At 39.6% G+C, this 24,005-nt stretch carries 20 protein-coding genes; 1 reads left to right on the top strand and 19 read right to left on the bottom strand.

From position 1 onward, the window contains the following. Window positions 1–5: 5 nt before the first annotated feature. The 10 genes from KIM67_RS17280 to KIM67_RS17235 all read right to left on the bottom strand — a co-directional run bounded on the left by KIM67_RS17280 (window position 6) and on the right by KIM67_RS17235 (window position 15,924). Window positions 6–3,083 (bottom strand): TonB-dependent receptor, encoded by a 3,078-nt coding sequence (locus KIM67_RS17280; protein ID WP_213832811.1) that lies wholly within the window; start codon window positions 3,081–3,083, stop codon window positions 6–8. Between the two features lie 211 nt (window positions 3,084–3,294). Then, complete coding sequence (locus tag KIM67_RS17275; protein WP_250149307.1) at window positions 3,295–4,728, bottom strand: sulfatase; 1,434 nt, start codon at window positions 4,726–4,728, stop codon at window positions 3,295–3,297. Between the two features lie 140 nt (window positions 4,729–4,868). Continuing rightward, window positions 4,869–6,542: a ribulokinase gene (locus KIM67_RS17270; RefSeq protein ID WP_213832810.1), complete on the bottom strand. Its 1,674-nt coding sequence runs from the start codon at window positions 6,540–6,542 to the stop codon at window positions 4,869–4,871. Window positions 6,543–6,562: 20 nt separating this feature from the next. Continuing rightward, window positions 6,563–7,861 (bottom strand): L-fucose:H+ symporter permease, encoded by a 1,299-nt coding sequence (gene fucP / locus KIM67_RS17265; RefSeq protein WP_213832809.1) that lies wholly within the window; start codon window positions 7,859–7,861, stop codon window positions 6,563–6,565. Between the two features lie 76 nt (window positions 7,862–7,937). Further along, complete coding sequence (locus KIM67_RS17260; protein WP_213832808.1) at window positions 7,938–9,710, bottom strand: L-fucose isomerase; 1,773 nt, start codon at window positions 9,708–9,710, stop codon at window positions 7,938–7,940. A 10-nt stretch (window positions 9,711–9,720) separates the two neighbouring features. Then, window positions 9,721–10,944 (bottom strand): DUF6786 family protein, encoded by a 1,224-nt coding sequence (locus KIM67_RS17255; RefSeq protein ID WP_213832807.1) that lies wholly within the window; start codon window positions 10,942–10,944, stop codon window positions 9,721–9,723. 218 nt (window positions 10,945–11,162) lie between these two features. Then, on the bottom strand, window positions 11,163–12,170 hold the full coding sequence (locus tag KIM67_RS17250) for a LacI family DNA-binding transcriptional regulator (RefSeq protein WP_213832806.1): 1,008 nt from the start codon (window positions 12,168–12,170) through the stop codon (window positions 11,163–11,165). Between the two features lie 125 nt (window positions 12,171–12,295). Then, the gene (locus KIM67_RS17245) at window positions 12,296–12,727 is read right to left on the bottom strand and encodes a thioredoxin fold domain-containing protein (protein ID WP_250149306.1); all 432 of its coding nucleotides are present in this window, start codon (window positions 12,725–12,727) and stop codon (window positions 12,296–12,298) included. 166 nt (window positions 12,728–12,893) lie between these two features. Next, the gene (locus tag KIM67_RS17240; RefSeq protein WP_213832804.1) at window positions 12,894–15,257 is read right to left on the bottom strand and encodes a TonB-dependent receptor; all 2,364 of its coding nucleotides are present in this window, start codon (window positions 15,255–15,257) and stop codon (window positions 12,894–12,896) included. Between the two features lie 418 nt (window positions 15,258–15,675). After that, window positions 15,676–15,924, bottom strand: coding sequence for a hypothetical protein (locus tag KIM67_RS17235; protein ID WP_213832803.1), 249 nt, complete (start codon window positions 15,922–15,924; stop codon window positions 15,676–15,678). Between the two features lie 248 nt (window positions 15,925–16,172). On the opposite strand from KIM67_RS17235, the gene KIM67_RS17230 reads away from it, so the two are divergent. Beyond that, entirely contained in the window at window positions 16,173–16,361 is a 189-nt protein-coding gene (locus KIM67_RS17230) for a hypothetical protein (protein ID WP_213832802.1), read from the top strand. A 345-nt stretch (window positions 16,362–16,706) separates the two neighbouring features. On the opposite strand, the gene KIM67_RS17225 is transcribed toward KIM67_RS17230, so the two are convergent. The 9 genes from KIM67_RS17225 to KIM67_RS17185 all read right to left on the bottom strand — a co-directional run. Beyond that, the gene (locus KIM67_RS17225) at window positions 16,707–17,849 is read right to left on the bottom strand and encodes a type II secretion system F family protein (RefSeq protein WP_213832801.1); all 1,143 of its coding nucleotides are present in this window, start codon (window positions 17,847–17,849) and stop codon (window positions 16,707–16,709) included. A gap of 1 nt (window position 17,850) precedes the next feature. Further along, window positions 17,851–18,315 carry a prepilin-type N-terminal cleavage/methylation domain-containing protein gene (locus KIM67_RS17220; protein ID WP_213832800.1) on the bottom strand — a complete coding sequence of 155 codons (465 nt, stop codon included), beginning with the start codon at window positions 18,313–18,315 and terminating at the stop codon, window positions 17,851–17,853. After that, entirely contained in the window at window positions 18,299–18,640 is a 342-nt protein-coding gene (locus KIM67_RS17215) for a hypothetical protein (protein WP_213832799.1), read from the bottom strand. Before KIM67_RS17215 ends, KIM67_RS17220 begins: the two co-directional genes overlap by 17 nt. Beyond that, the gene (locus KIM67_RS17210) at window positions 18,628–19,890 is read right to left on the bottom strand and encodes a hypothetical protein (RefSeq protein ID WP_213832798.1); all 1,263 of its coding nucleotides are present in this window, start codon (window positions 19,888–19,890) and stop codon (window positions 18,628–18,630) included. Before KIM67_RS17210 ends, KIM67_RS17215 begins: the two co-directional genes overlap by 13 nt. Continuing rightward, entirely contained in the window at window positions 19,874–20,347 is a 474-nt protein-coding gene (locus KIM67_RS17205) for a hypothetical protein (protein ID WP_213832797.1), read from the bottom strand. The genes KIM67_RS17210 and KIM67_RS17205 overlap by 17 nt, the downstream gene beginning before the upstream one ends. Beyond that, window positions 20,344–21,039, bottom strand: a complete 696-nt coding sequence (locus KIM67_RS17200; RefSeq protein WP_213832796.1) for a hypothetical protein — start codon at window positions 21,037–21,039, stop codon at window positions 20,344–20,346. Before KIM67_RS17200 ends, KIM67_RS17205 begins: the two co-directional genes overlap by 4 nt. Window positions 21,040–21,042: 3 nt before the next feature. Next, a complete protein-coding gene (locus tag KIM67_RS17195; RefSeq protein ID WP_213832795.1) occupies window positions 21,043–21,771 on the bottom strand; it encodes a hypothetical protein in 729 nt (242 codons plus the stop codon). Window positions 21,772–22,172: 401 nt separating this feature from the next. After that, window positions 22,173–22,625 carry a hypothetical protein gene (locus KIM67_RS17190; RefSeq protein ID WP_213832794.1) on the bottom strand — a complete coding sequence of 151 codons (453 nt, stop codon included), beginning with the start codon at window positions 22,623–22,625 and terminating at the stop codon, window positions 22,173–22,175. 12 nt (window positions 22,626–22,637) lie between these two features. After that, a partial coding sequence (locus tag KIM67_RS17185) for an RHS repeat domain-containing protein (RefSeq protein WP_213832793.1) occupies window positions 22,638–24,005 on the bottom strand: 1,368 nt, incomplete at its 5' end.

Below are 24,005 nucleotides of genomic sequence, written 5' to 3'. Positions count from 1 at the left end.
TTTTATTAAAATCCAATATTAAATCCTAATGTTATTATTCGTGCAAGAGGATATGCGTTATAATCCAATCGTAAGTTGGATGTTCCAAATGAACTTACATCTGGGTTAAATCCGCTGTAATCCGTAATCGTGAATACGTTTTGCGCATTAGCGAAAATGCCCAAACGCTCTATGCCCTTTATGCTTCCATTGGGAAAGGTATAGCCTATCCTTAGATTACGTAAGCGGATGTAAGAACCATCTTCAACGACCCTGTCGTTAACGGCGCGTCCACCCAATGAAGTCAGAAAAGAAGGATTTTGGCTATCAGTATTGTCGGGGGTCCATCTGTCCTGCACAAAACTCTGTCTGTTACGCAGTAATGAAAATGGACTTTCAGAGTCTACCCGTGTAAAGTTTAAAAGTTCATTGCCAAAGACGCCTTCAAAGAAAAAGTCCAAGGTAAAGCCCTTGTAGGAAAATGAATTGTTTAAACCCAATGTAAAACTAGGAAAGGGATTCCCCAAAATAACGCGATCTTCCGGGTCAATAGATCCATCCTCGTTAGTATCGGCAAATTTGAGGTCTCCTGGGCTTGCACCCGGTTGCGCCGAAGCATCTATTTCTTCCTGATTTTGAAAAATACCTTCGGTCCGATAACCCCAGTACGAATTCAACGGGTCTCCTTCCCTTAGGATGGTAAAATCATTCAGAAACCTAAGGTTTCCCTGTAAAATAAAGGGTAATTCCCCCAAATTGGTCACCTCATTCCTTACGGTAGCAAAATTGAAGGTGCTTGTCCAGTTGAAATCGCCTACTATGTTCTGTGTTTCCAAAAGCACTTCAAACCCACGGTTACTGGTATCTCCAACATTTTCCTGGGTAAAACCAAAACCAGTGGTAAGCGGTATGGGCAAGTTCAATAATAAGTCGGAGGTTTCTTTGGTATAATAATCCAAAGTTCCCGATATGCGATTATTGAACAGTCCAAAATCCAAACCTACATTGAATTGTGCGGTTTCTTCCCATCGTAAATCTGGGTTTGCTAAATTTGAGGGAGCTATACTCGTAAATCGTTCTCCATCGAAAACGGCATCACCAGAGGTCCCCAACAATACCAATGACGTATAATTCCCTATCTCTTGATTACCTGTAATACCATAACTGACCCTAAGCTTGAGATTCGATATAGCCGTTGCATTTTGTAGAAACGATTCGTTGTTCATTTTCCATCCTAAGGCAACTGAAGGAAAATAGCCGTATTTGTTGTCCTCTCCAAAACGTGAAGAACCATCGGCACGGACGGTAGCGGTAACTAGATAACGGTCTTTATAAATATAGTTGGCGCGACCAATATAAGATAACAATTGATTTTTATTTCTGCTTGAACCAACAGTGTAGGTTTCCAAGTCGCCAGCACCCAAGTTATCAGTACCAAACTGATCGGTAGGGAAGTTTTGACTCCCCGCATTAAAACCCTGAAAATTAAATTCTTGATAGGATATACCTGCTAAAGCATTTAAGGAATGGTCTTCACCAAAAGTTTTATCATAACTCGCCGTTAGTTCAGCTAGATAGCTTGTATTCCTCGCGTGATTGATACTTGCCGATCCATTGCCTAATTGTCCACGCTTGGTAACCGGAGCAGCATAGAAATCTGATCTAATATTTCTCCGATTTACACCAAAATTGGCCTTGGCCGAAAACCCTTTAAAAAATTCGTACTCGGCAAAGAGGGTTCCAAAGGTCCTATCCGTTTCTGACCTTGGCTCTATGGTTTCTGCTAATGCAACTGGATTATTTAAATCAAGGTTTGGTGATTGTACATAGTCCCCGTTTTCGTCAAAAATGGCCAAAGTAGGATCAAATTGAAGCGCCGTACCGATTGTTCCTGCACCAATATTTATACCATTGCCCAAAGGTACATTGTCACTAACCACTACGGAAGTGTTCAAATTGACACCAAAATTGAATTTATCCCCAGTATGACTAATGTTCACTCTTCCCGTGTAGCGCTGAATACCCGAACTGAGCACCACACCTTCTTGGTCGAAATAGTTTAGAGAGGTATAAAACTTGGTCTTTTCCGACCCTCCCGATACCGAAAATTGATGGTTTTGTACGAAAGCAGATCTAAAAATGGCATCTTGCCAGTCTGTGCCAGCACCAATAGCAGCGATATCTTCCGGTGAGAATTGAGGATCTTCTCCTTGATCTGCCCGAATACCGTTAATGAAAGAAATGTATTCTTGGGTATTTAAAAGATCTAATCGATTTTCAACTTCTTGAAATCCTGCATAGGTTTCATAATCAACTCTTATTTTTCCCGCTTTACCTTGTTTTGTAGTAATCAATACCACTCCATTTGCTCCCCGCGAACCATAAATTGCCGTGGCCGAAGCATCCTTTAGGATTTCTATGGATTCGATATCTCCTGGGTTGATGGCATTTTGCGGCTGACTTGGCAACCCATCAATTACAAACAAGGGCTCGTTTCCTGCCGTAATAGAAGTTGCACCCCTAATCCGGATGGAAAATGCTCCTCCTGGCTGCGCATTTGCCTGAGTTATCTGAACACCTGCAGCCCTCCCCTGTATCAATTGCTCCACTGACACCTGTGCCCCCTTATTGAAGCTTTCATCACTTAAGGAAGACACGGAACCTGTCAAGTCACTCTTCTTGACCGAACCATATCCGATTATAACGACCTCATCCAAATTTTCAAGATCTTCTTCTAAGGTTACATCGATAACCGACTGCCCCCTAACAGGCACTTCAATACTGCGAAACCCTATGTATGAAAAAGCAAGAACATCATCAGAAGCTGTATCTATTGTATATTTTCCATCAATATCAGATACAGTTCCAGATGTAGTTCCCTTAACCAATATTGTAACACCCGGCAATGGAACATTGTTCTGGTCCGTTACGGTTCCAGTTACTGTTTGTTGTAGCCCCATTTTTGGGATTCGGGGTGAAGACGCAATGGGCGATGCATAAATTGTTCCTGCAATGAGAAAGAAAACAGCCCAAAAAGCGAAGTGATTTTTAGGATAAGGTAGCCAGCGTGAATTGGCACTTATCTTTTCGTAAGTATGCTTCATTTTGTTTTGGTTTAGTTAAAACAGTAGTGCTTGTAGTATTTTACTTAAACGTTTAAGTAATATTTTAAAATTTTAAAACTCTTAACACAAACCTAACATAAAAATACTATTTAAACAATACTTAAACGTTTAAATATGTTGTTTTAACATTTTTGCGGCTAAAAAATGAAGATTTGTTATTTTCAGAAGTGGTACATGAAAGATTATTCTTTCAGTTTTGAATCTTCTTAGGAAATTTATCCAATTCACTTTCGGGTTTAACTATAGTTGCTCTGTGGGTATTCACCATTTCATCAATAACAACCATTATTTCTGGAAATTCTTTCGCAATGTCAAAGCGTTCGGAAGGGTCCAACTGCACATTGTACAATTCAGGCGTATCCAATTTTTCCATTCGCTCGGGATAACCCATTGGATTGTTTTTATAATAATACTTTTTGTAATCGCCTTTTCTTGCAGCAAATAGAATAGTGCCGTGATAGTAGAAATGTTCATTTCTTGGATTTTCATCTTCGCCCTTCAAAACTGGTGTGATGTTGAATCCATCGTATTCCCTATCCTTAGGTAATTCGATATCTGCCAAATGCATGAATGTCGGCATTAAATCCATGGTACTTCCCATTTTGGAGACCACTTCTGGTTTGACCAACTTTGGACTCCAGAAAATTGCGGGTTCCCTTACCCCGCCTTCATAACTGGTCCCTTTTGCCCCATATAGCATTCCTGCGCTACCACCATGATCGTTCATGATGGCCCAAGGACCATTATCCGAAGTAAAGATTACCAAAGTATTTTCATCCAACCCGGTTTCCTTCAACGTCTTGATTATCCTTCCAACACTCCAATCGATTTCTTCAACTACATCGCCATATAATCCTCTTTTACTTTTGTCTTGAAAATCTTGGGACGCAAAAAGGGGAACATGTGGCATGGAATGGGCCAAGTATAGGAAGAACGGTTTATCGGTATTTTCCTTGATAAATTTTACGGACTCTTCTGTATATCGTTTGGTTATGGTATACTGATCCGCAGGCCGCTCTATGATTTCCTTGTTTTTCATCAACGGAACATTGAAATATTCCACTTTCGGATTCAAAGATGCATTTCCATGACCTATACCTGCAACACGATCCATATCATTACTGTAGGGCAGTCCGTAAAAATAATCGAACCCCTGATCGGTGGGTAAGTACCCGTCATTATGTCCTAAATGCCATTTTCCAATACACGCTGTGTTGTACTGCTTTGTCTTTAACAATTCTGCAATCGTAATTTCCTTTTGGGGAAGCCCTGTTTCGGAGTCGGGAAAAAATACTCTTCTTATATTAGAATATACTCCGTTTCTAATGGGTAATCTGCCCGTCAATAAAGAAGCCCTTGAAGGTGAACAAACATTTGCCGCTACATAGAAATTTGTCCATTTTTGACCTTCTTGAGCCAATCTGTCTAAGTTTGGGGTTTTGATGGATGGGTTTCCATAACAGCCCAAATCCCCATATCCCAAGTCATCGGCAAAAATGACTATAAAGTTCATGGGGCCAGCTTCTTCGTCCACTTTTCTTTCTTCCTGGATTTTACAGGACAAGTTGCATAATGCCGCTACCAATACAACAAAAACGAGTTTGTATACCCTTCTGTTTATCATTTTGAAAAAAATTAATTATTTAACTCATTTAATTCATATTAGTAGCACCCACTAATTTACTTAAATAAATACTTCGTTCAAATACAGGTTCCATATGCGCTTATTTTAACATTGTGCTTTGGTCGTTCTTCTTTAAACACTCATTCTTTTTTGATTCCCACCTCCAAAAATGCACCTGTTGTCAGGTACATTTCATAACGTTTTTCAAGTATTTTGGTATTTTTTTTATTTGGTTGATATCTCCTATCAAATCCTTGCCCCATAACCTTCATGGCTTTTTCAACATTGGGATGGATACCTGCAACAACTGAAGCGAACATGGCAGCACCTATAGCACAAGTTTGTTCCGATCTGTGCACTTTTATGGTCAAGCCCAATACATCTGCCATGGTCTGCATTACAAAATCCGATTTTCTGGCGATACCGCCCAAGGCGATGATTCCTTTTAACGGAACACCATTGGCTATAAAATGATCTACAATACGTTTTGACCCAAAACACGTGGCCTCCACCAATGCTTTATACATACTTGCGGCATTGCTTGCCAAATCAAGATTGATAAAAGCACCTTTAACGTGTGGATTAGCATCTGGAGTCCGTCTCCCATTAAACCAATCTATAGCAAGTTCAGCGTGTTCATCAACAGGTAATTTAGACGCTTCCAAACCCAGTCGATTCAATAGGTTTGAACTTATTTCCTTTAACAACGTAACTTTTATATTTTGGTCGACAGTGCAATCATCTATAGCTGTATGTGCGGTTTCCGTAAGCAGCTTTTCGAACCAAGCATATGCATCGCCAAAAGCGGACTGCCCAGCTTCAAGGCCAGTCATCCCTGGGATTATGGAACCTGTTACCTGTCCGGAGATTCCCTGTATCATCTTGAGCTTATCCGATAGCGGAGCTACCAACATATCACACGTTGAGGTACCGATAACCTTACTCAAATAATACGGTGCTATCTGTCCACCAACCGAACCCATGTGAGCATCCAATGCCCCAATTCCAATAAGCACATTGGTAGAGAGGTCTAGTCTTTCCGCCCATTTTTCACATAGATTTCCAGCTTTGGCGTCCGCGTCGAAGGTCTTTGTGAAAAGTGGGTGGTCGAGTTTTCCCAGTATCGGGTCCAACGTTAAAAAAAATGCTTCTTTGGGAAGTCCGCCGTGTTCTTCTGCCCATAACGCTTTGTGTCCCGCGGCACATATACCCCTTTTTATTTGTTTTGCGTCATTCCCCCCTGTCAACAGAAATGGTATCCAATCACAATGTTCTACCCAGGAATGGCATGCTTTGGCAACGGCATTGTCATTCCGAAGTGCATGCAAAAGTTTTGCCCAAAACCATTCGGAAGAATAGATACCTCCTGAATATTTTAGATAATCCTGTTTAAATTTTTTGGCATTTTGATTAATTTCCTCTGCTTCTTGTATTGCGGTATGATCTTTCCACAAGAAGAACATGGCATTTGGATTTTCGGCAAATTCTTTCTTTAGTGCCAGGGGCATTCCTGTTTCATCAACGGCGACAGGAGTGGAACCCGTGGTATCCACCGAAATGGCCCTAACATTTTTTCCTGTGTCCTTCCCCCCTTTTTGTACAACGTCTTTCACGGTATGTTCCAATCCTTCCAGATGATCCAAAGGATGCTGTCTAAACTGATTTTTGGAAGGGTCGCAATACATTCCTTTTTTCCATCTCGGGTATTCAAATTCCGAAACTGCAATTTCTTCACCCGTAAGCGCATTTACCAATAAGGCACGTACCGAAGCCGTACCGTAATCAATTCCTATAACGTAATGTTCTTTTCCCATTTTATTGCTTCATCTATTTCTTACGGTGATACTATCTTTTGCTGTAGGCTTTTTTGAACCCACGCATACAGGGCCACGACCAAAAAACATAGCAGCGGTACGTAAAATGAAAGATGGATGCTCCCTGTTTTATCAGACACAACACCTTGAATACCTGTAAGTACCGCTCCACCTAGAATCGCCATAATTAAGCCCGAACCACCGATTTTGGCATCGTCACCCAATTTTTGCATACCGAGACCATAGATTGTAGGGAACATGAGTGACATACAAGCTGAAGCCAGTACCAACGAAATCACTCCTATCAAACCGTTGCCATAGATTACCACAAGGGTACATACTGCACCTAAAATTGCAGCAAAGGATAACAATCGTCTTGGTTCTATAAACTTCATCAAAGCAGTGAATACGAATCTGGAGCAAGAAAACAAGACAATAGATGCCAAATAATAGACAGAGGCATTATCTTCGTTTTTTTGCAACTCTTGCATGACATATCTTATGGTGTAGGACCACAACCCTATTTGCGCTCCCATGTAGAAAAACTGAGCTATGACCGCCCAACAATAATTGCGGTTGCCCAATAAGCGCTTTATTGAGCCTCCAATATCGAGGTTCTTCGTTTTTTCCTTTACGGTCGGCATTTTGGTAAATCGAACCATCATCCAGACCAACAATAAAAAAAAGGCCACCCCCACATAAGTGCCCATCACCGACCCAAGTTCCTCGGATTGTATAGTCTTAAGCTCGTTAGCTCCCATAATAGATCTTTCGTTAGCATCTAAAAGATTGAGGTTTGAAAGGATAAAGAATTTGCTCAACAAAATTCCTGTTATCGATCCGATTGGATTAAATGATTGGGCAAGATTCAACCTACGGGTTGCCGTTTCTTCAGGTCCCATAGAAATGATGTATGGGTTGGCCGCGGTTTCCAAAATGGATAGACCTCCCGCCAAAATAAAAAGTGCCGCCAAGAAATGTCCGTATACCATGGTTATACTTGCTGGGTAAAAAAGCAGCGCACCCGCTATAAAAAGTCCCAATCCGACCAGCACACCTATTTTATACGTATACTTTTTTATCAGGATTGCAGCTGGTAATGCCAATAAAAAGTAGGAACCATAAAATGCCATTTGTATCCATGAGGTCTGAAAATCGGTCATACTCATGATTCTCTTAAAGGCCGCCAGAAGGGTATCTGTCATGTTATTGGCCAACCCCCACAGAAAGAATAAACTGGTAATAAGAATGAAAGGCCACTTGTTATCTTTCATAATAACTGGAATGCCCTTGGAAGTATTTTCTTGTTTATTGGTCATTGTTCGTTGTTGGTTGTTTGCTTCGACTGCGCTCAGCAAGAGCATTGTTCATTGTTCATTGTTCATTGTTCAAATATCATTTCCCGTACAATGGGCCATAATTTTCACAAGCCCTATAATCACCAGCTTCTTTGTCCATTCCATGCGCACCCCATGCTGAAGGTCTAAAAATACGTTCATCTTCAACATTGTGCATACATACTGGAATTCTTAGCATAGACGATAGGGTAATCAATTCGTGACCAATATGACCATAGCTGATAGCCCCATGATTAGATCCCCAGTTGTTCATTACGGAATAGACATCCACAAATGATCCACTACCCGTTGTTTTTGGAACGAACCAAGTTGTCGGCCAGGTAAGGTCGGTTCGTTTATCCAAGGTATCGTGTACTTTTTTAGGTAAATCAATGGTATATCCTTCTGCAATTTGGAGAGTCGGTCCCAACCCCTTAATCAAATTAAGTCGGCACATGGTTACGGGCATTCCTCCTTTGGTAAGGAAGTTTGAGGAGAATCCGCCACCCTTAAAATAGCCTAAGTTGGCAGGATACCATGTGGTTGCCTCCAAACAGGCATCCACTTCGTTCTGGTCGATTTCCCAAAAAGGCTTCATCACAGGTTTTCCTTCATTTGATTGCTGACCAGTACCGTCCAAAGCAGCAGAACCTGAATTTATCAAATGGATAAAACCATTGGAAGCAATACCCTCAGGTTTCCAACCTGTAACACGCTCCACCGCGTCAGGGCTCCAATATGTGCGTACATCAGCAAAAATTTGTGCGGTATTCGTCAACAGATAATTGAACAGCATCGAAACCCCGTTGAGTGCATCGTTCTCTGTTGCAACCATGTAAGGTGCGCGAAGACCGTTCCAATCAAAGGATGAATTTAGAATCGCCTCTGAAAAGTCACCATTTGGGAGAAAATCCGTCCACTGTCGTTGTCCTTGAAAGCCAGAGACCAATGCATCATGCCCTAAAGCTTCTTCACCATGACCCGTTGCTTCTAGTTTGGGATTACCTACCATTAAATCACGTATAATCAGGGTCATTTTTACTACAAACTCCCAATCTTGTTTTTTCTGCTCAGCATTACGTTGCTTTTCATCTTCGTTGAAATCGGCACCTTCCTTACAATTTGCTTTTGTCCATTCCAATGCTTTTTGGTACTCCTCCTTATCGTAGATTTCATTTTGAATACGTCTGAGCACTTCGGTGGAGTCCACATATTCATTCCGCATTCCCAAGAAATCCTGAAAAAAATCAGGGTCTATCATTGATCCTGCAATGCCCATGGATACACTTCCTATGGCCAAGTAGCTCCTATTTCTCATTATTGCTACGGCTAGACCTGCTTTGGCAAATTGCAGTAATTTCGCTTTTACATCTGGTGTTATTGTAGTATCATCCAAGTCTTGAACATCTTCACCATAAATTCCAAAAGCGGGCAATCCCTTTTGGTTATGGGCAGCCAGAGTAGCCGCCAAATATACAGCTCCAGGGCGCTCGGTACCGTTGAATCCCCAAATAGCCTTGGGTACCAAGGGATTCATATCCATGGTTTCGGTGCCATAACACCAACAGGGTGTAACCGAAAGTGATACCCCAACATTTTGTAATTTGAAAAGTTCGCCGCATTCAACTGCTTCTTTAACGCCGCCAATACAAAAGTTTGGCAACACACATTCCACAGGACTCCCATCAGGATATTTAAGTGTTTCACTAAATAATTTAGCTACACTTTTTGCCAAGTTCATGGTAGTGGCTTCCAACGATTCCCGTACTCCACCTAATCTTCCATCAATAATGGGACGAATACCTATTTTGGGGTAGTTATTTTTAGACATTTTTTTAGGTTTATAATGCGTTCGTAATTTCTTTCAATGTGATACCAAATACTGCTTTGGACACTTGATTTAATTGTTCGGTCTCACCAATAAAATGGAAAACAGTATGATTGTGCTCTAAGGATTCCTGCGGTTGTAAAAAAGCAGCAGGGGAAACACTCTCGATTTCATAGAAGGGCCCCATTTGGGAACCGTCTTCCAAAGGCCCGTCGTTGTATGCATTTACGACATCGCCTTTAAACGGGTCTCCATCAAGTTTCCATTCTTGGTTAAGGTATGTTGCACCGGCATCAACATCGAAAAGTGTAATAGTCAATACTTTATTAATAGCATCATAACTACCCGCCAAATTAGTAGCTCTCTGTGGTGGAATCCCTAGTTTACCCCGTGACTTTCCATCCGCTTTGAAGAATAACATCCCATTATCGTAGGTGATTCGATCATCAGGGATTTCACCAAAGTAATCCGTAGTCGCCACTTCACCTGTAGCATCAGTTCTGTAAGGTATAACTATGTTGGTCTTGTCTGATGGTGGAAACATATCCAAAATCCAAATGCAAGGGGCTCCAGTCCTTTTTGTCCATGCTTCACTACCACTATTGATAATCACGTTTTCGGTACGGTAGCCCACCATCTTTAATTCCAAAGCTTGAATTTGGAGCAACTCTTTGATTTGATCGTTAGAAAGTAAGGTAACTTTTCGTTCTGCTTTGATGGTAAAGTCATGGTCCGAGTAGTTCTTAAGTTCCATGTTGGATTCCATGGCAACGAAGGTATCCGACTTTTCAACAATTCTCCAAGGTTCGCTATCTATTGGAGCTGGTGTCTTCCAGTTGTTAAAATCCATTTCGTCCCCGGGTTTAAAAAAGAGGGAAAATACATTGCCTTCAGGGCCTAACCAAAATCGGTTCTCGCCTCCGTAGGCATTCATATGTGCATTTGTTTTTCCAAAAGCTTCGTAGTTGATCCAACCAAGACTTCTCCCTTCTTGTCCTGTGGCAGTAGACGTAAAAACCTTTGCTTGATATTTGCCCGAAACTGCAATTTTACAACTCCCTGATTCCAATATGACGAGGTTCTTGTCCCATGTTTTCAAAAAAGCTTCGTCATAAGCAAAATTCCCTTTTTGGTCAGTGGTATTTGACATTTGTTGTTTTTTATTTTCATTATTATCCTTGCAGGAAAAAGCGACTGTAATGGAGAAGAGTACAAGAATGGTAAGCGTTTTTCTCATAGGTATCATATCTTACTTACTTCAAAGTTATTCTTTGGAACGCCATATAATTTGAGTTGATAACTATCTCCAAGAAAAAAACCAACAGGAATTCTGAATACTATTTGAAGCTTTTTGTGTTTAAAACTGTCAACATTGCCATCAAATATATTACTTAAACGTTTAAGTGACAAATAAAATATATCAGGTAATATAATTTTAAAGGGAAATTAGCATGACTAACTACAGGATTTTTTTATGACAAGCTTGGTGTTCAAGTATATCTTGGATACTTTATCAGTAGGTTTATTTATCTGCTCCGCTAATACATTTACTGCTTTTTTTGCCAAGTCTGATAATGGTTGTTGTACAAAGGTTAGCGGGCAATAAAAAAAGTCGAAAGCTTCACTTTCATCAAAAACTATTACTGCAATATCGTCGGGAACATTAATATTCTGCTCGTTAAAATATTTTAGGCCTGTTACCCCCAGCGTATTAGTTGCAAAAAAAATGGCATCAACAGGATATTCTCCACTCAATAGTTTGTCAATAGCTTTTGGTACGTCTTCCTTAATCTTTGAAAACTCAACTTCCTGAAGCAATTGGTCTTGATATTTTTCACTAGTAAGAGCATCTCGATACCCCTTTACCCGCTCTTTCATATGGTGCAATTTCGTATCATAGGCAATCATCCCTATTCTTTCTTTCCCATTGGCTTTTAATCTACTAACGGCTTCAAAAGCTGCTTTCTGATTATCTATTGCAACAAAATTGGTTTCTATTTCTGGGAAATAGCGGTCAATCAAAACAAAAGGTACTTTTTGTTCCTTTAGTTGTTGTAGTTGATTTTCCGAAGCTTCAGAGGGTGCAATGATAAAACCGTCCACTTGTCGGTTCAATAAAAATTTAATCAAATCTCCCGATTTTGAAGCTTTTTCATCCGAGCTTCCGAAGATTACGGTGTATCCGTTTTTTTTTGCTTCGTCCTCTACAATTCTTGCAATTTGGGCAAAAAAAGGATTGGATATGTCTGCCACGATCAATCCAATAGTATGGCTTTTACCGCTCTGAAGGCTTTTGGCAATCTGGTTGGGTCTATAGTTAAGTTCCTTGGCTATTTTCCTGATTTTATCCGAAACCTCTTCGCTAACGCCACTATTTTTTTGTTTGGAGAGCACATAGGAAACCGTGGCAATGGAAACTCCAGCTTTCTTTGCGATGTCTTTTAAGGAAACCCTTTTTTGCATGCTTCAAATATATAGATTTAAACGTTTAAATTTTAAACGGATATTGTTGAAATTTAGATGCAATAGTTATTATAATTGATAATCAATAAAGAGAAAAACGAATTAAGAAAGGCTTTGAAAACGAATTAGTCCGATAAAACTTCTATCATTTTTTTTGGTGATAGATACTCAAAATATCGTGCCTTGACCTTAAAATGCTCATCTAAAAGAATCACCGCAGGTAATGAAAATGGCATTCCTTCTCTGGATGCTAGCATTAATGGGATTTCATGGGTAGGATTTCGCTTCTTGCCCAACTCTTTATTAAAGAATATAGCTCCCCCAAATTGTATGCTATCTTTATATTCCGCATTCATTTTGACAGCATAATATGCTGTATTCAATCTTGTAATGACCTCTGGGTTCTTAAATGCAACTTTATCCATTTTTTTACAGTAGGCACACCAATCGGCATAAAAATCGATGAAGACTTTTTTAGGTTTTTCGGCCAGAGCAGACTCCAATTGTTCAAAACTTAACCATTTGATTGTATCCTGTTGCGAAAGTCCTGTATACATTGAGAGTATACAAAAACCAAAAAATAAAAGCCTCTTAAAATACATAGTAGTTATTATCGAAAAAAGGGTCATCACCTATCATTGCTTTTGAATTACCAATTCTTTTAAAGATACAAATAAGCGACCCTTTTTTATTAAACGCAATTCATATAAAATTAAATGTTTGCTAATGTAATTTTCCAAACTTGACACCTATAAAAAAGGTTCTTGGAGCGTTAGGTCCATAAATATAGTCGGAATCTCTATTGGGCCCTGTATCAAAGTCATCTTGAAAACTGTTGAATATGTTCTTTACCCCACCTGAAAAAGTAACCATGAAGTTATCGTTAAAATCAACATGTGATTCCAATTTAATGTTCAAGTCAAAAAACGCATCTACCTCGTTCAATTGTAAAAACCCTGTGTCACTTATAACCAAGGGTACCGTCATTCCACCGGTATAGGTTCCTGTGACATCTACGTTAAAGGCTTTACTCGGTACCCAAGCAGTATTCAAGTATCCGTAAAAATTGGGGTTTCTTACAAACTCGTCTACAATGATATCCGACTCTCCCGGAGTGCCATCGGTCTCAAACAATATTTGGGGTTCATCAAATTCCGCTTTTTGGAGCGTGCCACCTAACTGAAATTGCCATTTGGGGTCGGGAGAAATTCCAAATTCAAAATTGGAACCATATACTGTGGCACCCGAACCATTACGAACTTCTTCTAAGATAGAACCATTATCCAAAACTGCGCCGGTGCTTACTAAAGTGAACGGATCTTCTAAGGTGGTGTAAAATCCTTCGACCAAAAAATCCATTTGTAATAGTCCTATTGATTTAGAATAGTTGAAAGAACCTGTAAATGCATTGGAATATTCCGTATTCAGGTCATCTGTAAGAATTACAAATTGGGGTTCACCGCCTACACTTGATATATGCAAATCTTCATTGAACGCTTGTGGTGCTCGAAACCCTCTAGCATACCCTCCCCTAAACTTTAACTCTTCGGTGAACTGATAAGATAGGGTAAACCTTGGAGAAATTGCTGTTTGGCCAATATCAACACCTCTATCTATGCCTCCAATGGAGTAATTCCCATCTACGGTTACATTATCCAAACGGGCACCAATCAATGCGCTGAATTTTTCTGTGGGCTTCCATTCATACTGCGCGTATCCTCCTATTGCGTTAACGTTTTGGTCAATCAACCTATCGTAGCCATCAATAATATCCTCGGTTTCTGTATGGTTAAATTCGGTTCCTACAGTTAACACATCATTATTTTTAAAGGCTTTTGTGTATTGTAGCCCATTCACCCATGCCAAATCTTTTGTAGTCCCAAAGGCATTATTGGCCAAAATACTGTCTTGACGTGTTCTTTCTCCTCCAAGACCACCGTAATAACTATCTCGGTTTGTATAAGATGCTGAAGTGTAAGCTTGAAATTTATCGGTATTGTCTTTGCTTGACAGTTCATAATCTGCTCCTCCAATAAACGTATCGTGGTCCAACTCTTCTGTGATATCCGTAAACTGGGGTGCCAAATCCAAACGGTCCCCTCCCCTACGATATTCCCGAATAGCATTTAAATTCACCGAAATTCTACTACGGTCCGTAGGTCTTAAAAAAGCCTTAGTGCCGACTGTATTGTTTCGTATTTCTACAAGTTCCGAAAATCCATCATCGTTCGCATCGTAGCTTTCTCGGTTACGGTATGTTCCAAAAAGGGTAAAGCCACTATTCAAATCATCGGCTACAACCGAGGTATTGAAAGTAAGAATACGGTCTGCCGCTTCACCATCCACCAAGGCTAGGTTTGTACCGATTTCCCAAGTATTAAAAACAGGGTCTTTTGTAATCACATTAACGGTCCCGGCAATTGCATTTGAGCCATAGAGTGCCGAACCGCCACTACGAACGACCTCAACCCGTTCAATGATATTGGTAGGTATTTGCTCCAGCCCATAAACACCTATCAACGAACTAAACACAGGCCTACTATTTAATAAAATCTGGGTATAGCCACCATCTAACCCATTTAAGCGCACTTGGGTGAATCCACAATTTTGGCAGTTTGTCTCTACCCGTACACCAGGAGCATAATTAAGGCCATCTGCCAGTGTGATAGACTGGGTTGCAGTCAGTAATTTGGATCTTAAAGTAGAAACCACCACAGGTGCACTTCGACGCTCAACACGGTTTCTTGTGGCGCTAATAACAATTTCATCCAATCCCAAGGCATCCTCAATAACTTCAAAATTTAATGTAACGGCTTCATTTGCTTCTACCGTAATTATTTTTGTTGTTTTTCTATATCCCTGAGAGCTGATTTGCAACGTAAGTTCACCTGGATTTACATTCAATTCGTAATAGCCTTTCATATCTGTGGTAGTTCCTTCCGTTCCATTTTTCACAAAAACAGTTGCAAAAGGTATAGCTTCATCACCAGAAGTAACCTTACCTGTAATTGTAGCTTGATCGGTTTGGGCAGAAATACTTAAACTTGAAATAATCAAGCTCAACAAAAAGTATTTTTTTAGGCGCATCTATTTAATTTTAACCTAATCATAAATTATTTTTAGACAAAACTAATAAAATATTTTTACACGGGAAATTAATTTATATTTAATCTGTTTAAATAAGTATGATGAAGAAAATCCATAGCATCAACCTTTGTTTCTTGATGGTCAAAACTAGGTCAGCTTTCTCAGATTCGGTTTACAGATATATGAAAGTTTAATATGAGTTAGTTCTTGATATAAGAAACAATAATTGAATGGATATTGAAAATTGAACCCGAATTGGTTCTAAAAGGATAAAGGGAAGAGTAGTAAAATAGTTACACAGCAAAGTTACACCTACTCTATACAATTTTGTGCAATTGTAAAATTGTTATAATCGGATCAATAAAAAAAGGCCAACTATTTAAGCTGACCTTTTTTATATGTATTTTTTAGTTCTAATTTAAGCTGAAGCTTGCTGTGGTGCCCAGTGGTTACAGGACATTCCGGGAGCAGCTTTTTGCGGATTCGCACAATCACTCGCCTCAAATCGTATACATGATACACAATTGGTATCGTTCTTAAGTGCCTGCTTCATTTCGAAACTATCACAAGTATAACTATTGCCTACTTTAACACCATGTACTTTACAGGTATTGCCTTCAACCAAGTTTTCACAATTAATACAACTATTTCCTAATCTTATTGCCATAACAATTCGTTTTTAAATTTATTATAAAATTAAGATTGGGCATTGTTAGAAACAATTTAAATAACTGATTTTCAGCAATATAAATTTAGATTATTTTAAAATAGTCAATAGATATTTTTCTATTTCATATCAAAAAGATACAATTGCTTATGTAAGATAGTTACCATAGAAAATATCCCATAATATTTTAGGTTTGTTGATATCATTCTAAAATAGAAATCCCTAAATTGTTGTTTCTAAACTAACTAATGGGCTTTCCTATACTTGCAGGTTTAGTCGCATTGTTATTACATGTAGTTTCTGGACCAGATCGTTTAGCGGCCATTACACCATTGTCTATTGAGATTAGACAAAAAGTTTGGAAAGTTGGTTTAGTTTGGGGCTTTGGTCATTTCCTTAAGGTTCTTATTCGTCTTTTGGTTGGTTATTACCAGTAGTAATTGATTTACTGGTTCAATTTCTTAGGTAACTTTTAGTTTGGTTTTGTTTGATATCATTTGATATTAGAAAAACGAAAAAACACTGAAATTCATACGATTAACAGTGTTTTGGTGCCACTTGAAAAGTGGTTCGTCAGGATGACAGAACTAATTCTATCATCACAATATACTAACTATCAGATTTTTACATATTATTTTTTGAATGATTAACCGAAAACTAAACTCGGTTCAAAATTGTACAAATCGATGTAAATAAAATGTTGTCTTGCAATACTAAAAATACGATTTTCACTTTGATATTTAAATGCTTTTTTTACAAAAATAAAATCAACTCCATAAAAACTATCCAAGCACACTGCCCAGTTTAAACATTGGCAAGTACATCGCAACCAGTATCACTCCCACACAAACACCAACGATCAAAATGATCATGGGTTCCAATAACGTACTCAATAGTTTTGATTTTTGTTGTACCTCAACACTGTACTGCTGGTTCAATCGTTCGAACATAAACTCGGTTTGATTGGTCTCTTCCGCAACTTTGACCATTGATATCATCTTATTGCTAAACACCTTATTGCCTTTAAGACTATTGCTCAAACTTTCCCCTTGTAGGATTTTGGTGCTCACAATCTCCAGAGCATCCTGCAAGGGATAAAAACTTATCATTTTCCCAGCAAGTTCGATACTGTTGAGAACGGGAACTTTAGAAGCTGTCAAGAGGCTGATAGCCCTTGTAAATTGGGCCAAGTATACTGCTTTAAGAAAGCTTCCCAAATATGGGACCTTTATCAACAAATAATCCAGTTTTCTTTTAAACCAATCATTGCCAAAAAGAACTTTTCGCAGCAGCAACACTCCAATGATGATGAATACAAGCCACCATCCATAATCTTTGATAAAATCCGAAACCGCAACAATAAATTCGGTAATCCATGGAAGATCGACATTGTTCTGTTTAAAAATATCCTGAAACATGGGTACGACCATTCGTAGCATAAAAATCACTACTAAGACCGCAGTAATCAAAATTATTATGGGATAGGTAAGTGCGTTGACCAAACTTCGTTGTTGTTCGTTCTTCTTGGCAAAAAACGACCCCAATTCGTTTGTAATGGTGGTAAGGGTTCCAGACTCCTCGCCGATCTTAATCGAATAATACTCATATTCCGAGAATTCTTTTCTGTCCTTTATGGCTTCGGAAAAACTGTTTCCAGCGAGCAAACGCTCTCCCAAATCTTTGAACAAAACTTTTTGCTGTTCTTTTTTCTGCCCTTCCTCAATGAGTTTCAGGGCTTCTTTAAGGGTAATCCCAGCCTTTAGGAGCACACTTAGCTCTGTGTAGAAATCTTCCTTTTTTTTATTGGAGAACGATTTTCCAAAAAAAGTCAACTCACGTTCTAAAATAGACGTTTTTTCCGCGCTCTTTGTTTCATTGAGACTCGTTACGGTGCCACTATTTGTATTTTCCAGTTTAAATCCCATATCAATTCATAAAATCTGTAGCTGCATTTCTTTTGTAAACGAAGAGTGTCTTGATCTGCTCGCCTTCATTTATAAATTCTAGAGCATCTACCTTACCACTGTTCACTTCTTTGCCCCAAAAAAAAGCCTTGTTTATTTTGAAATCGGTGAAAATCGTATCGTTTTCATTTACCACATATTCTTTTCGGAAACGATATTCTTTCTTTTCAATCTCGTTGGCCAATACTAGTGCTCCCTCTTGTGATGAAAAATAAATATTGGAATAGGAATTAAAATCGATCCATAACGCTTGTTGCAAAAGATTGTCCTGTGCTCGCTCTTCATAACTTATTTGTATATCGTTCATCTGCCCTTGTACCAAACCTAAAACAGAAAACGCCAGTCCCACCACAATTAGGGTCAATAACAACACGACCAACATTTCACTCAATGTGAAGGCCTTTATTTTTTTACAGGTTTTCGACATAATGGATTTTTCTTTTTATCGTCCTTGATCCAATAGCTTCTTTTTCGGTCACTTCAATACTGATCGTTCCATCTTCCTGAACCTCTCCAATAGCAATATTCCATGTTTCCCATTCTTCAAAAAATGGTAGGGTTACTTTTCCATTGATAAGTTGGTATTCCAATTGGTCTAAATATGTATGTATAGGCTGAAGATTTCCTTTTACCTGAGAGGAAAACAGCGAGTTCATCACTAAACTGGACAGCATGAAAATGACCACGATAAGCACCGTACCTACCATCGTTTCCATTAGGGTGGATGCTTTGATCTTCCTCAGTACAGCCATTTGGCCAGCGCTTTTTCTTTAGTGAACAATACGCCTGAATATGCCATAGGCAACAACGTTACGTCTATTGTGCCATTGAACAGATGATTCTGATAAACACTTCCATTTTCTAGGGCAATAAAGGCATCCGTTATGACATTACCCATAACCGCTCCTTTGAGTTCCAAGTTCTTTTCACAATAAATCTCACCAAAAACTGTCGTGTTTTCTGCTATCGTTATCTGTGGGGAAAAATTTCCTTCATCAGCTTCTTCCAAATAGGCAACAATACCCTTTATCGAGACATGTTCCCCTATCTGAATGTTTGGTTCTGACTGGTCTTTAGGGTTGGGTCTATTGCCCTTATTTACTACCAAGGCCGAGGGATAATCCAAAGCTACTTTGCTTTCAACCTCAATACTTTTTGTGGCTATGCACTGCAATACACCGCTAAAACCATTTTCTATAACGATTTTGGGTGCTACGAGCACCACATCTTTTAGCTGCGAATTCCGGCCCACATTTATTTGCTGGGTTGCCCAAATCATAATATTGCCACGCAAGTCCACATTGGACAATCTCATCATATCGCCATAGATATATTGCGTTGACGATTCAAAAGAATTTACAAGTTTCAACCCTTCGGAAAAACGTATGTTGTCATTCCTAAAACCACCGTTCCCACGGCTCGAAAGTTGTTTTAAATGATTTTTTAGGGAAGTCTCGATAGTGGGGAACGTCTTGGAACTCTTTTTTACAGTACCATAAATGGGTAAATTGAATCGGTAAAACTGTCCCCCTATGGTTCCTGGTCGTATACCCTGTTCCGGTAAATAGGCATCTCCGGTTATTTTGGCGCTTCCCGCTATGATCATGGGACGGTCATTGTCCTTAAGGTATAATGCAGGGAACTGTTCATCCACAGCTCCACCGACCAACGCTGTTTTTACGAACATAGTTTTTTTAAACTTGGACGTGACAACATATTTCTCAAAGACACCCCAAAATGATTTTAGGACCGACACCTCGACACCATCAGCCGACGGCATTTTTAATGTTACCGAATCATTGATCGCAATGTTCTGCTGCATGGCGTAGTTAAGGGCCAAATCGGCTTTTTTGATTACCTCAATGGTCTTGGATGTTTTTTTACCAAAAAGTACGTGGGATTGGTGCAATAAGGCAAAGGTTAATAGAAGCACTGCTATCACGGCACCGACAAGAAGCACAAATTGCAGTGCACCAGCCTTTATTTTAGTATTGATTTGCACCTTGTAATGGTATCGTTTTTAGTTTTCCCTTGTACCGTACTTTGATATGTTTCCCGTTTCCGCTTATCAAAGTGACTTCATTTTCCATCCCCCTTTTTTGCATAAGGAATTGCTTGCCCGCTATGGTCACAAAAAAAATATTGGCTTTTGTTTGCTGGTCCGTAATCAGGCCCGTATACATGATATTCGGAAACGCTACCACAGGTGGCTTGGGTCTAGAAGAGGTGCCGGTCTTTTTTTTAGTGGCACTCAGCGTTCCCAGAAAAGGATCTCGATAATCCGCTAGAATGCTGAACGTATCCCTTTCTACGATCTCCTTGGGTTTAAAATTTAGCTTTTCAACAGCGACTACCGCTTCTCGCTCTGGAGAAAAAACACCGAGTATCCTAAACCCAATGATGCCCCATATGGCCAGAACCAGACCCAACAATAGATATGTCTTTACATTTTTGCTCACTCCTCAACTGTAAAATTAAATGTAGTGCTGTTATCACTTTCATTACCAGCGGCATCATAGGCCCGCACGCGCCAATAAAAAGTACCCGTAGCTACGTTTGTTGAGAATGTCTTGTTGGCGCCCAAAGCTTTTGTAACCAAGTTTTGTAGGCTTTCATCCGAGAAAATAAAAATACTGTCCCGTTCCGCGGTTCCGGGAACATCTTCCCTTGTCCAAGAAAAATTTACTGTGGCGTCACTCTGCGATGCTCCATTGGCAGGCGTTGCCAGTTGTGGGGTATTGGGTGGAATTATATCGAGGTCCTCATCACCGTTTACCTGAAAACTGTTCAAGGTATAGGCAGTTTCGTAATCGCTGTTCAATGCTTTTATGCGCCATGTGTACGTTCCGTTAAAAAGATCCTGCACGATTCTAGTCTCAATATTTCCCAAGGTATCTTCCACAATAATACTGTCCAATACGATTTGGGTGGCATTCTCAAAATTGGGCGTTGCAATTTGAATGTTGAACCGAGTGGCATCATCAATGCGTTGCCAATTGAACCCCACTTCGTTAGACGTCAAAATACTTCCCTCCAAAGGAGCTAGGACAGGAACGGTTTGGTCAGAAATATCCGGAACTTCCAGAATATCCTCACAGCCCAAAAACGCCAATAAAACCACGACCAGAATATACATGTTCTTTTTTCCCATTCGCTAAAATTTTAGATATGATCTATCGCTGTTCACTTTGATGGACTTCAAATATGTTCCTTTTGGACATTTTTCTTTTTCGGACAACAGGTTTTCGATGATCAGATTGTGATACCTGTCCTCTCCCCAGCAAAAGTTGGCATACTGATAACCAAATATTTGAAGCTCCGAGAAAAAATACCTGTTTTCCGTTGTTCCGTTTATGGTTGCAAGCTGTATGTTCCCGTAAACATCTTTTTGAAGCTGAACGGCCTCGGCTTGCAAGAAACTTGGCATTTCCGTTTCCGAAACCGTAATGTCCAATCCCGTTACCAATTTATAACCCTCATCTTGGGCAATATAGGAGCGGAGTGCTCTGTGCGTATCCGTATTGAGCAATTGGGTCATCCCCAATTTGTCCAAAAGCTGTAACCGTAGGTACTTTGGTTTGTAGGGCAACGAATCTACATAGGCAATGCTGTTGATCTTGCCCGCTTGCTCCATATACCTGGCATAGGAGCCATAACTGGTCCTATTGAACGGGAGTTGTTGTACATCGACTTTAAGGGCGGACCAATCTGGAACACCTACTTGTTCCACCGCATTGTACCATAAATCTCCCTTTGTTTTTATTAGGGTCCCCAACGCTGGAAAGTTTAATTGGGCTTCTTGTTTTTGGGCTTTGTATGCGTTACACCCCAATAAAAAAAGTACTCCTAGTGCAATTGTCCAGTAGGCTTTAAAATATTTCATGTTATGGTTTCATTGGTAGCATGAAGGTACAGAAAATATAGATGCTATTGAAAGTAAATTCTTTATTTAATTTGGATATACAAAGCTTTGAAAACAGCCTTATTTATCTAAAAATATCATTACTAAAGTTTCCTTTCCTACTGCAATAGGAAACTATAAAACATATGTATCGCAACGAAATTTATGGATACCTGTTTTAAATGGTTAAACAGTCTATTGTTTTCTTACTCGGTACGCCACCAGTTGCAAACTGGCGGGAGCGGGGCAAAAACTTTCGAGCAAACAAAAGGAGACCGTTAAGGATTTTCTTTCCGCTTTCGTGCTAAAGGCAGACCTTACCCAAAAACTGGCGCAATAAAAAACCGCCTCGGTGGGCGGTTTATGTTTCTGTCATCTCCGATTCACTTAGATTCTTTCTTTTTCACAATACATAATCCTGTCAAATTGGATGATGAATATAGATTGTTTATTCCGGGTTCAGTACATATTTCAGTATTGCCGCTAAACTTAACACATCTTGCAATATCTAAATGATTTATCGGTGTAGGTATATTTGAATTACCTTCTGGCGGTGGAGTATCGCTCGTCAATTGATTGATTTTAAAATTGTAGGTGGAATCTATCATGATTTCATTGCAAGTAGATTTATTTACTTTTTCTGAAACAATTTTATAGGATAACTTCTCATCAGATACATATATCAAATAGTAATTGTTTAACGAGTCGATTTTATAAACCTTACCTCTCATTGCTGTCGAAAGGTCAATTTCAGTTGAAGGAATATTTTCTTGCGTCTTGACACTTTTGCAAGAAGCCATACCTAAAATTAATAGTCCTATATAAATTTTTTTCATAATCATCTTATGTCATTTTGGAAATTCCTGTATAACAACCCCATTCGATATATACTGTGCTCTCTGAGTACCTGAAGGCGGTGCATTACCTAGTGTATAACCACCAAGCACAACTCCTCGTCCTCTATTTTGGTCTGCCCCAAGATAACGGACTGTAATAGTCCCAGGTTGAGCAGTAGCGTTTGCGTGAGCCGTAGCGTAAACTGTTCTTGGTTGATTTGCTGCCGGAGAAGATACTCCCGACGCTTGAGATACCAATGCCCCTTGATAGGCTTCAGTAACTTCATGCAATGTTCCTGCTCCGGGTTTACTGTTAGCATCTCCAAACTTTGATAGGACCTCTGGATTAACTTCTTGAGTAGCGTCAACAGTATTTCCACTTGGACTATTAGTAACTGTATTCCCTGAAAAAGCTCCTCCAACATAAAAACTTCCCGATGCAGTAAATTCAGTATCCTCAGCCACTAGATTGACTTCAATGCTATGGTCATCAATCGCATCTACTAATTGTTGAGCATCACTAGATAATGTTCCCGTACCGACTTGTGTATAAGTTACATTACCATTAGCATCTTTTGCAAGGGTCAATTCAGTTTGTACTGAGGCTTGCAAATCATCAAAAGCTGCCTGACTTTCACCGCCAGTAATAACAACATCATTTGGAGCCATCCCGTCAGGATCTATGAAACGTAATGGGTTGTTAAATGCAAAGTTATATGGGCTATGCCTCCTCATTTGTTCCGCCAACGGGTCAAGGTTCATCCATCTTCCTAGGGCTGGGTCATAGTTCCTTGCCCCGAAGTCGTAGGTTTCCAGACCTAACTCTTGTTGATGCTCTTTTCCCATAAAGGTCTGATAGTTATTTTCCGTACCATTGACAACATTATTGTACCCTTTATGTTCAAGCCCAAAAGGATAATAATTGTTCTCCTCGATTATCTCGTTGGCAGGGTCTATACTCCCGTTGTTATCGGCATCGGTATAGCTAAGCCTTATGTTGCCTACGTTGTCAATATAATTATAAATGTAATCATAACCCCCTGAACCGTCAGGCTCAACATAGCCCTCTGGATGATCGAAGAACTGCAACTGTCCATTTTTATAGATATAATTGCCAGCGTATTCCGTAGTGCCTGTACTGCTCCCTGAAATCTCTTTTCGCAATTTAATACCTATGGCATCGTACACATAGTCTATCGTACCGTTATCGCTACCATTGTCGATGGTTACTTTCGTGGGCAGATTAAGGTGGTTATAGCTAATGCTGGTTATGCCCTTATTGGCATCGGCTGTCATGTTTCCGTTTTGGTCATACTCTACGTAAAAAAGCGGGTTTCGGCCACTTTTTTTGGTACATCGGAGCGGTAAAAATGTAAAAGA

Origin of the sequence: Flagellimonas sp. 389 (genome assembly GCF_018449435.1) — a bacterium.
Classification (GTDB): Bacteria; Bacteroidota; Bacteroidia; order Flavobacteriales; family Flavobacteriaceae; genus Flagellimonas.
The sequence above is the reverse complement of the archived record's forward strand: the minus strand, read 5'-3'. Positions and strand labels throughout refer to the sequence as shown.

What these genes read in the sequence shown, in the direction of transcription:
- KIM67_RS17280 (WP_213832811.1), bottom strand. Translation starts at nt 3,083, where the DNA reads ATGAAGCATACTTACGAAAAGATAAGTGCCAATTCACGCTGGCTACCT.
- KIM67_RS17275 (WP_250149307.1), bottom strand. Translation starts at nt 4,728, where the DNA reads ATGATAAACAGAAGGGTATACAAACTCGTTTTTGTTGTATTGGTAGCG.
- KIM67_RS17270 (WP_213832810.1), bottom strand. Translation starts at nt 6,542, where the DNA reads ATGGGAAAAGAACATTACGTTATAGGAATTGATTACGGTACGGCTTCG.
- fucP (WP_213832809.1), bottom strand. Translation starts at nt 7,861, where the DNA reads ATGACCAATAAACAAGAAAATACTTCCAAGGGCATTCCAGTTATTATG.
- KIM67_RS17260 (WP_213832808.1), bottom strand. Translation starts at nt 9,710, where the DNA reads ATGTCTAAAAATAACTACCCCAAAATAGGTATTCGTCCCATTATTGAT.
- KIM67_RS17255 (WP_213832807.1), bottom strand. Translation starts at nt 10,944, where the DNA reads ATGAGAAAAACGCTTACCATTCTTGTACTCTTCTCCATTACAGTCGCT.
- KIM67_RS17250 (WP_213832806.1), bottom strand. Translation starts at nt 12,170, where the DNA reads ATGCAAAAAAGGGTTTCCTTAAAAGACATCGCAAAGAAAGCTGGAGTT.
- KIM67_RS17245 (WP_250149306.1), bottom strand. Translation starts at nt 12,727, where the DNA reads ATGTATACAGGACTTTCGCAACAGGATACAATCAAATGGTTAAGTTTT.
- KIM67_RS17240 (WP_213832804.1), bottom strand. Translation starts at nt 15,257, where the DNA reads ATGCGCCTAAAAAAATACTTTTTGTTGAGCTTGATTATTTCAAGTTTA.
- KIM67_RS17235 (WP_213832803.1), bottom strand. Translation starts at nt 15,924, where the DNA reads ATGGCAATAAGATTAGGAAATAGTTGTATTAATTGTGAAAACTTGGTT.
- KIM67_RS17230 (WP_213832802.1), top strand. Translation starts at nt 16,173, where the DNA reads ATGGGCTTTCCTATACTTGCAGGTTTAGTCGCATTGTTATTACATGTA.
- KIM67_RS17225 (WP_213832801.1), bottom strand. Translation starts at nt 17,849, where the DNA reads ATGGGATTTAAACTGGAAAATACAAATAGTGGCACCGTAACGAGTCTC.
- KIM67_RS17220 (WP_213832800.1), bottom strand. Translation starts at nt 18,315, where the DNA reads ATGTCGAAAACCTGTAAAAAAATAAAGGCCTTCACATTGAGTGAAATG.
- KIM67_RS17215 (WP_213832799.1), bottom strand. Translation starts at nt 18,640, where the DNA reads ATGGCTGTACTGAGGAAGATCAAAGCATCCACCCTAATGGAAACGATG.
- KIM67_RS17200 (WP_213832796.1), bottom strand. Translation starts at nt 21,039, where the DNA reads ATGGGAAAAAAGAACATGTATATTCTGGTCGTGGTTTTATTGGCGTTT.
- KIM67_RS17195 (WP_213832795.1), bottom strand. Translation starts at nt 21,771, where the DNA reads ATGAAATATTTTAAAGCCTACTGGACAATTGCACTAGGAGTACTTTTT.
- KIM67_RS17190 (WP_213832794.1), bottom strand. Translation starts at nt 22,625, where the DNA reads ATGAAAAAAATTTATATAGGACTATTAATTTTAGGTATGGCTTCTTGC.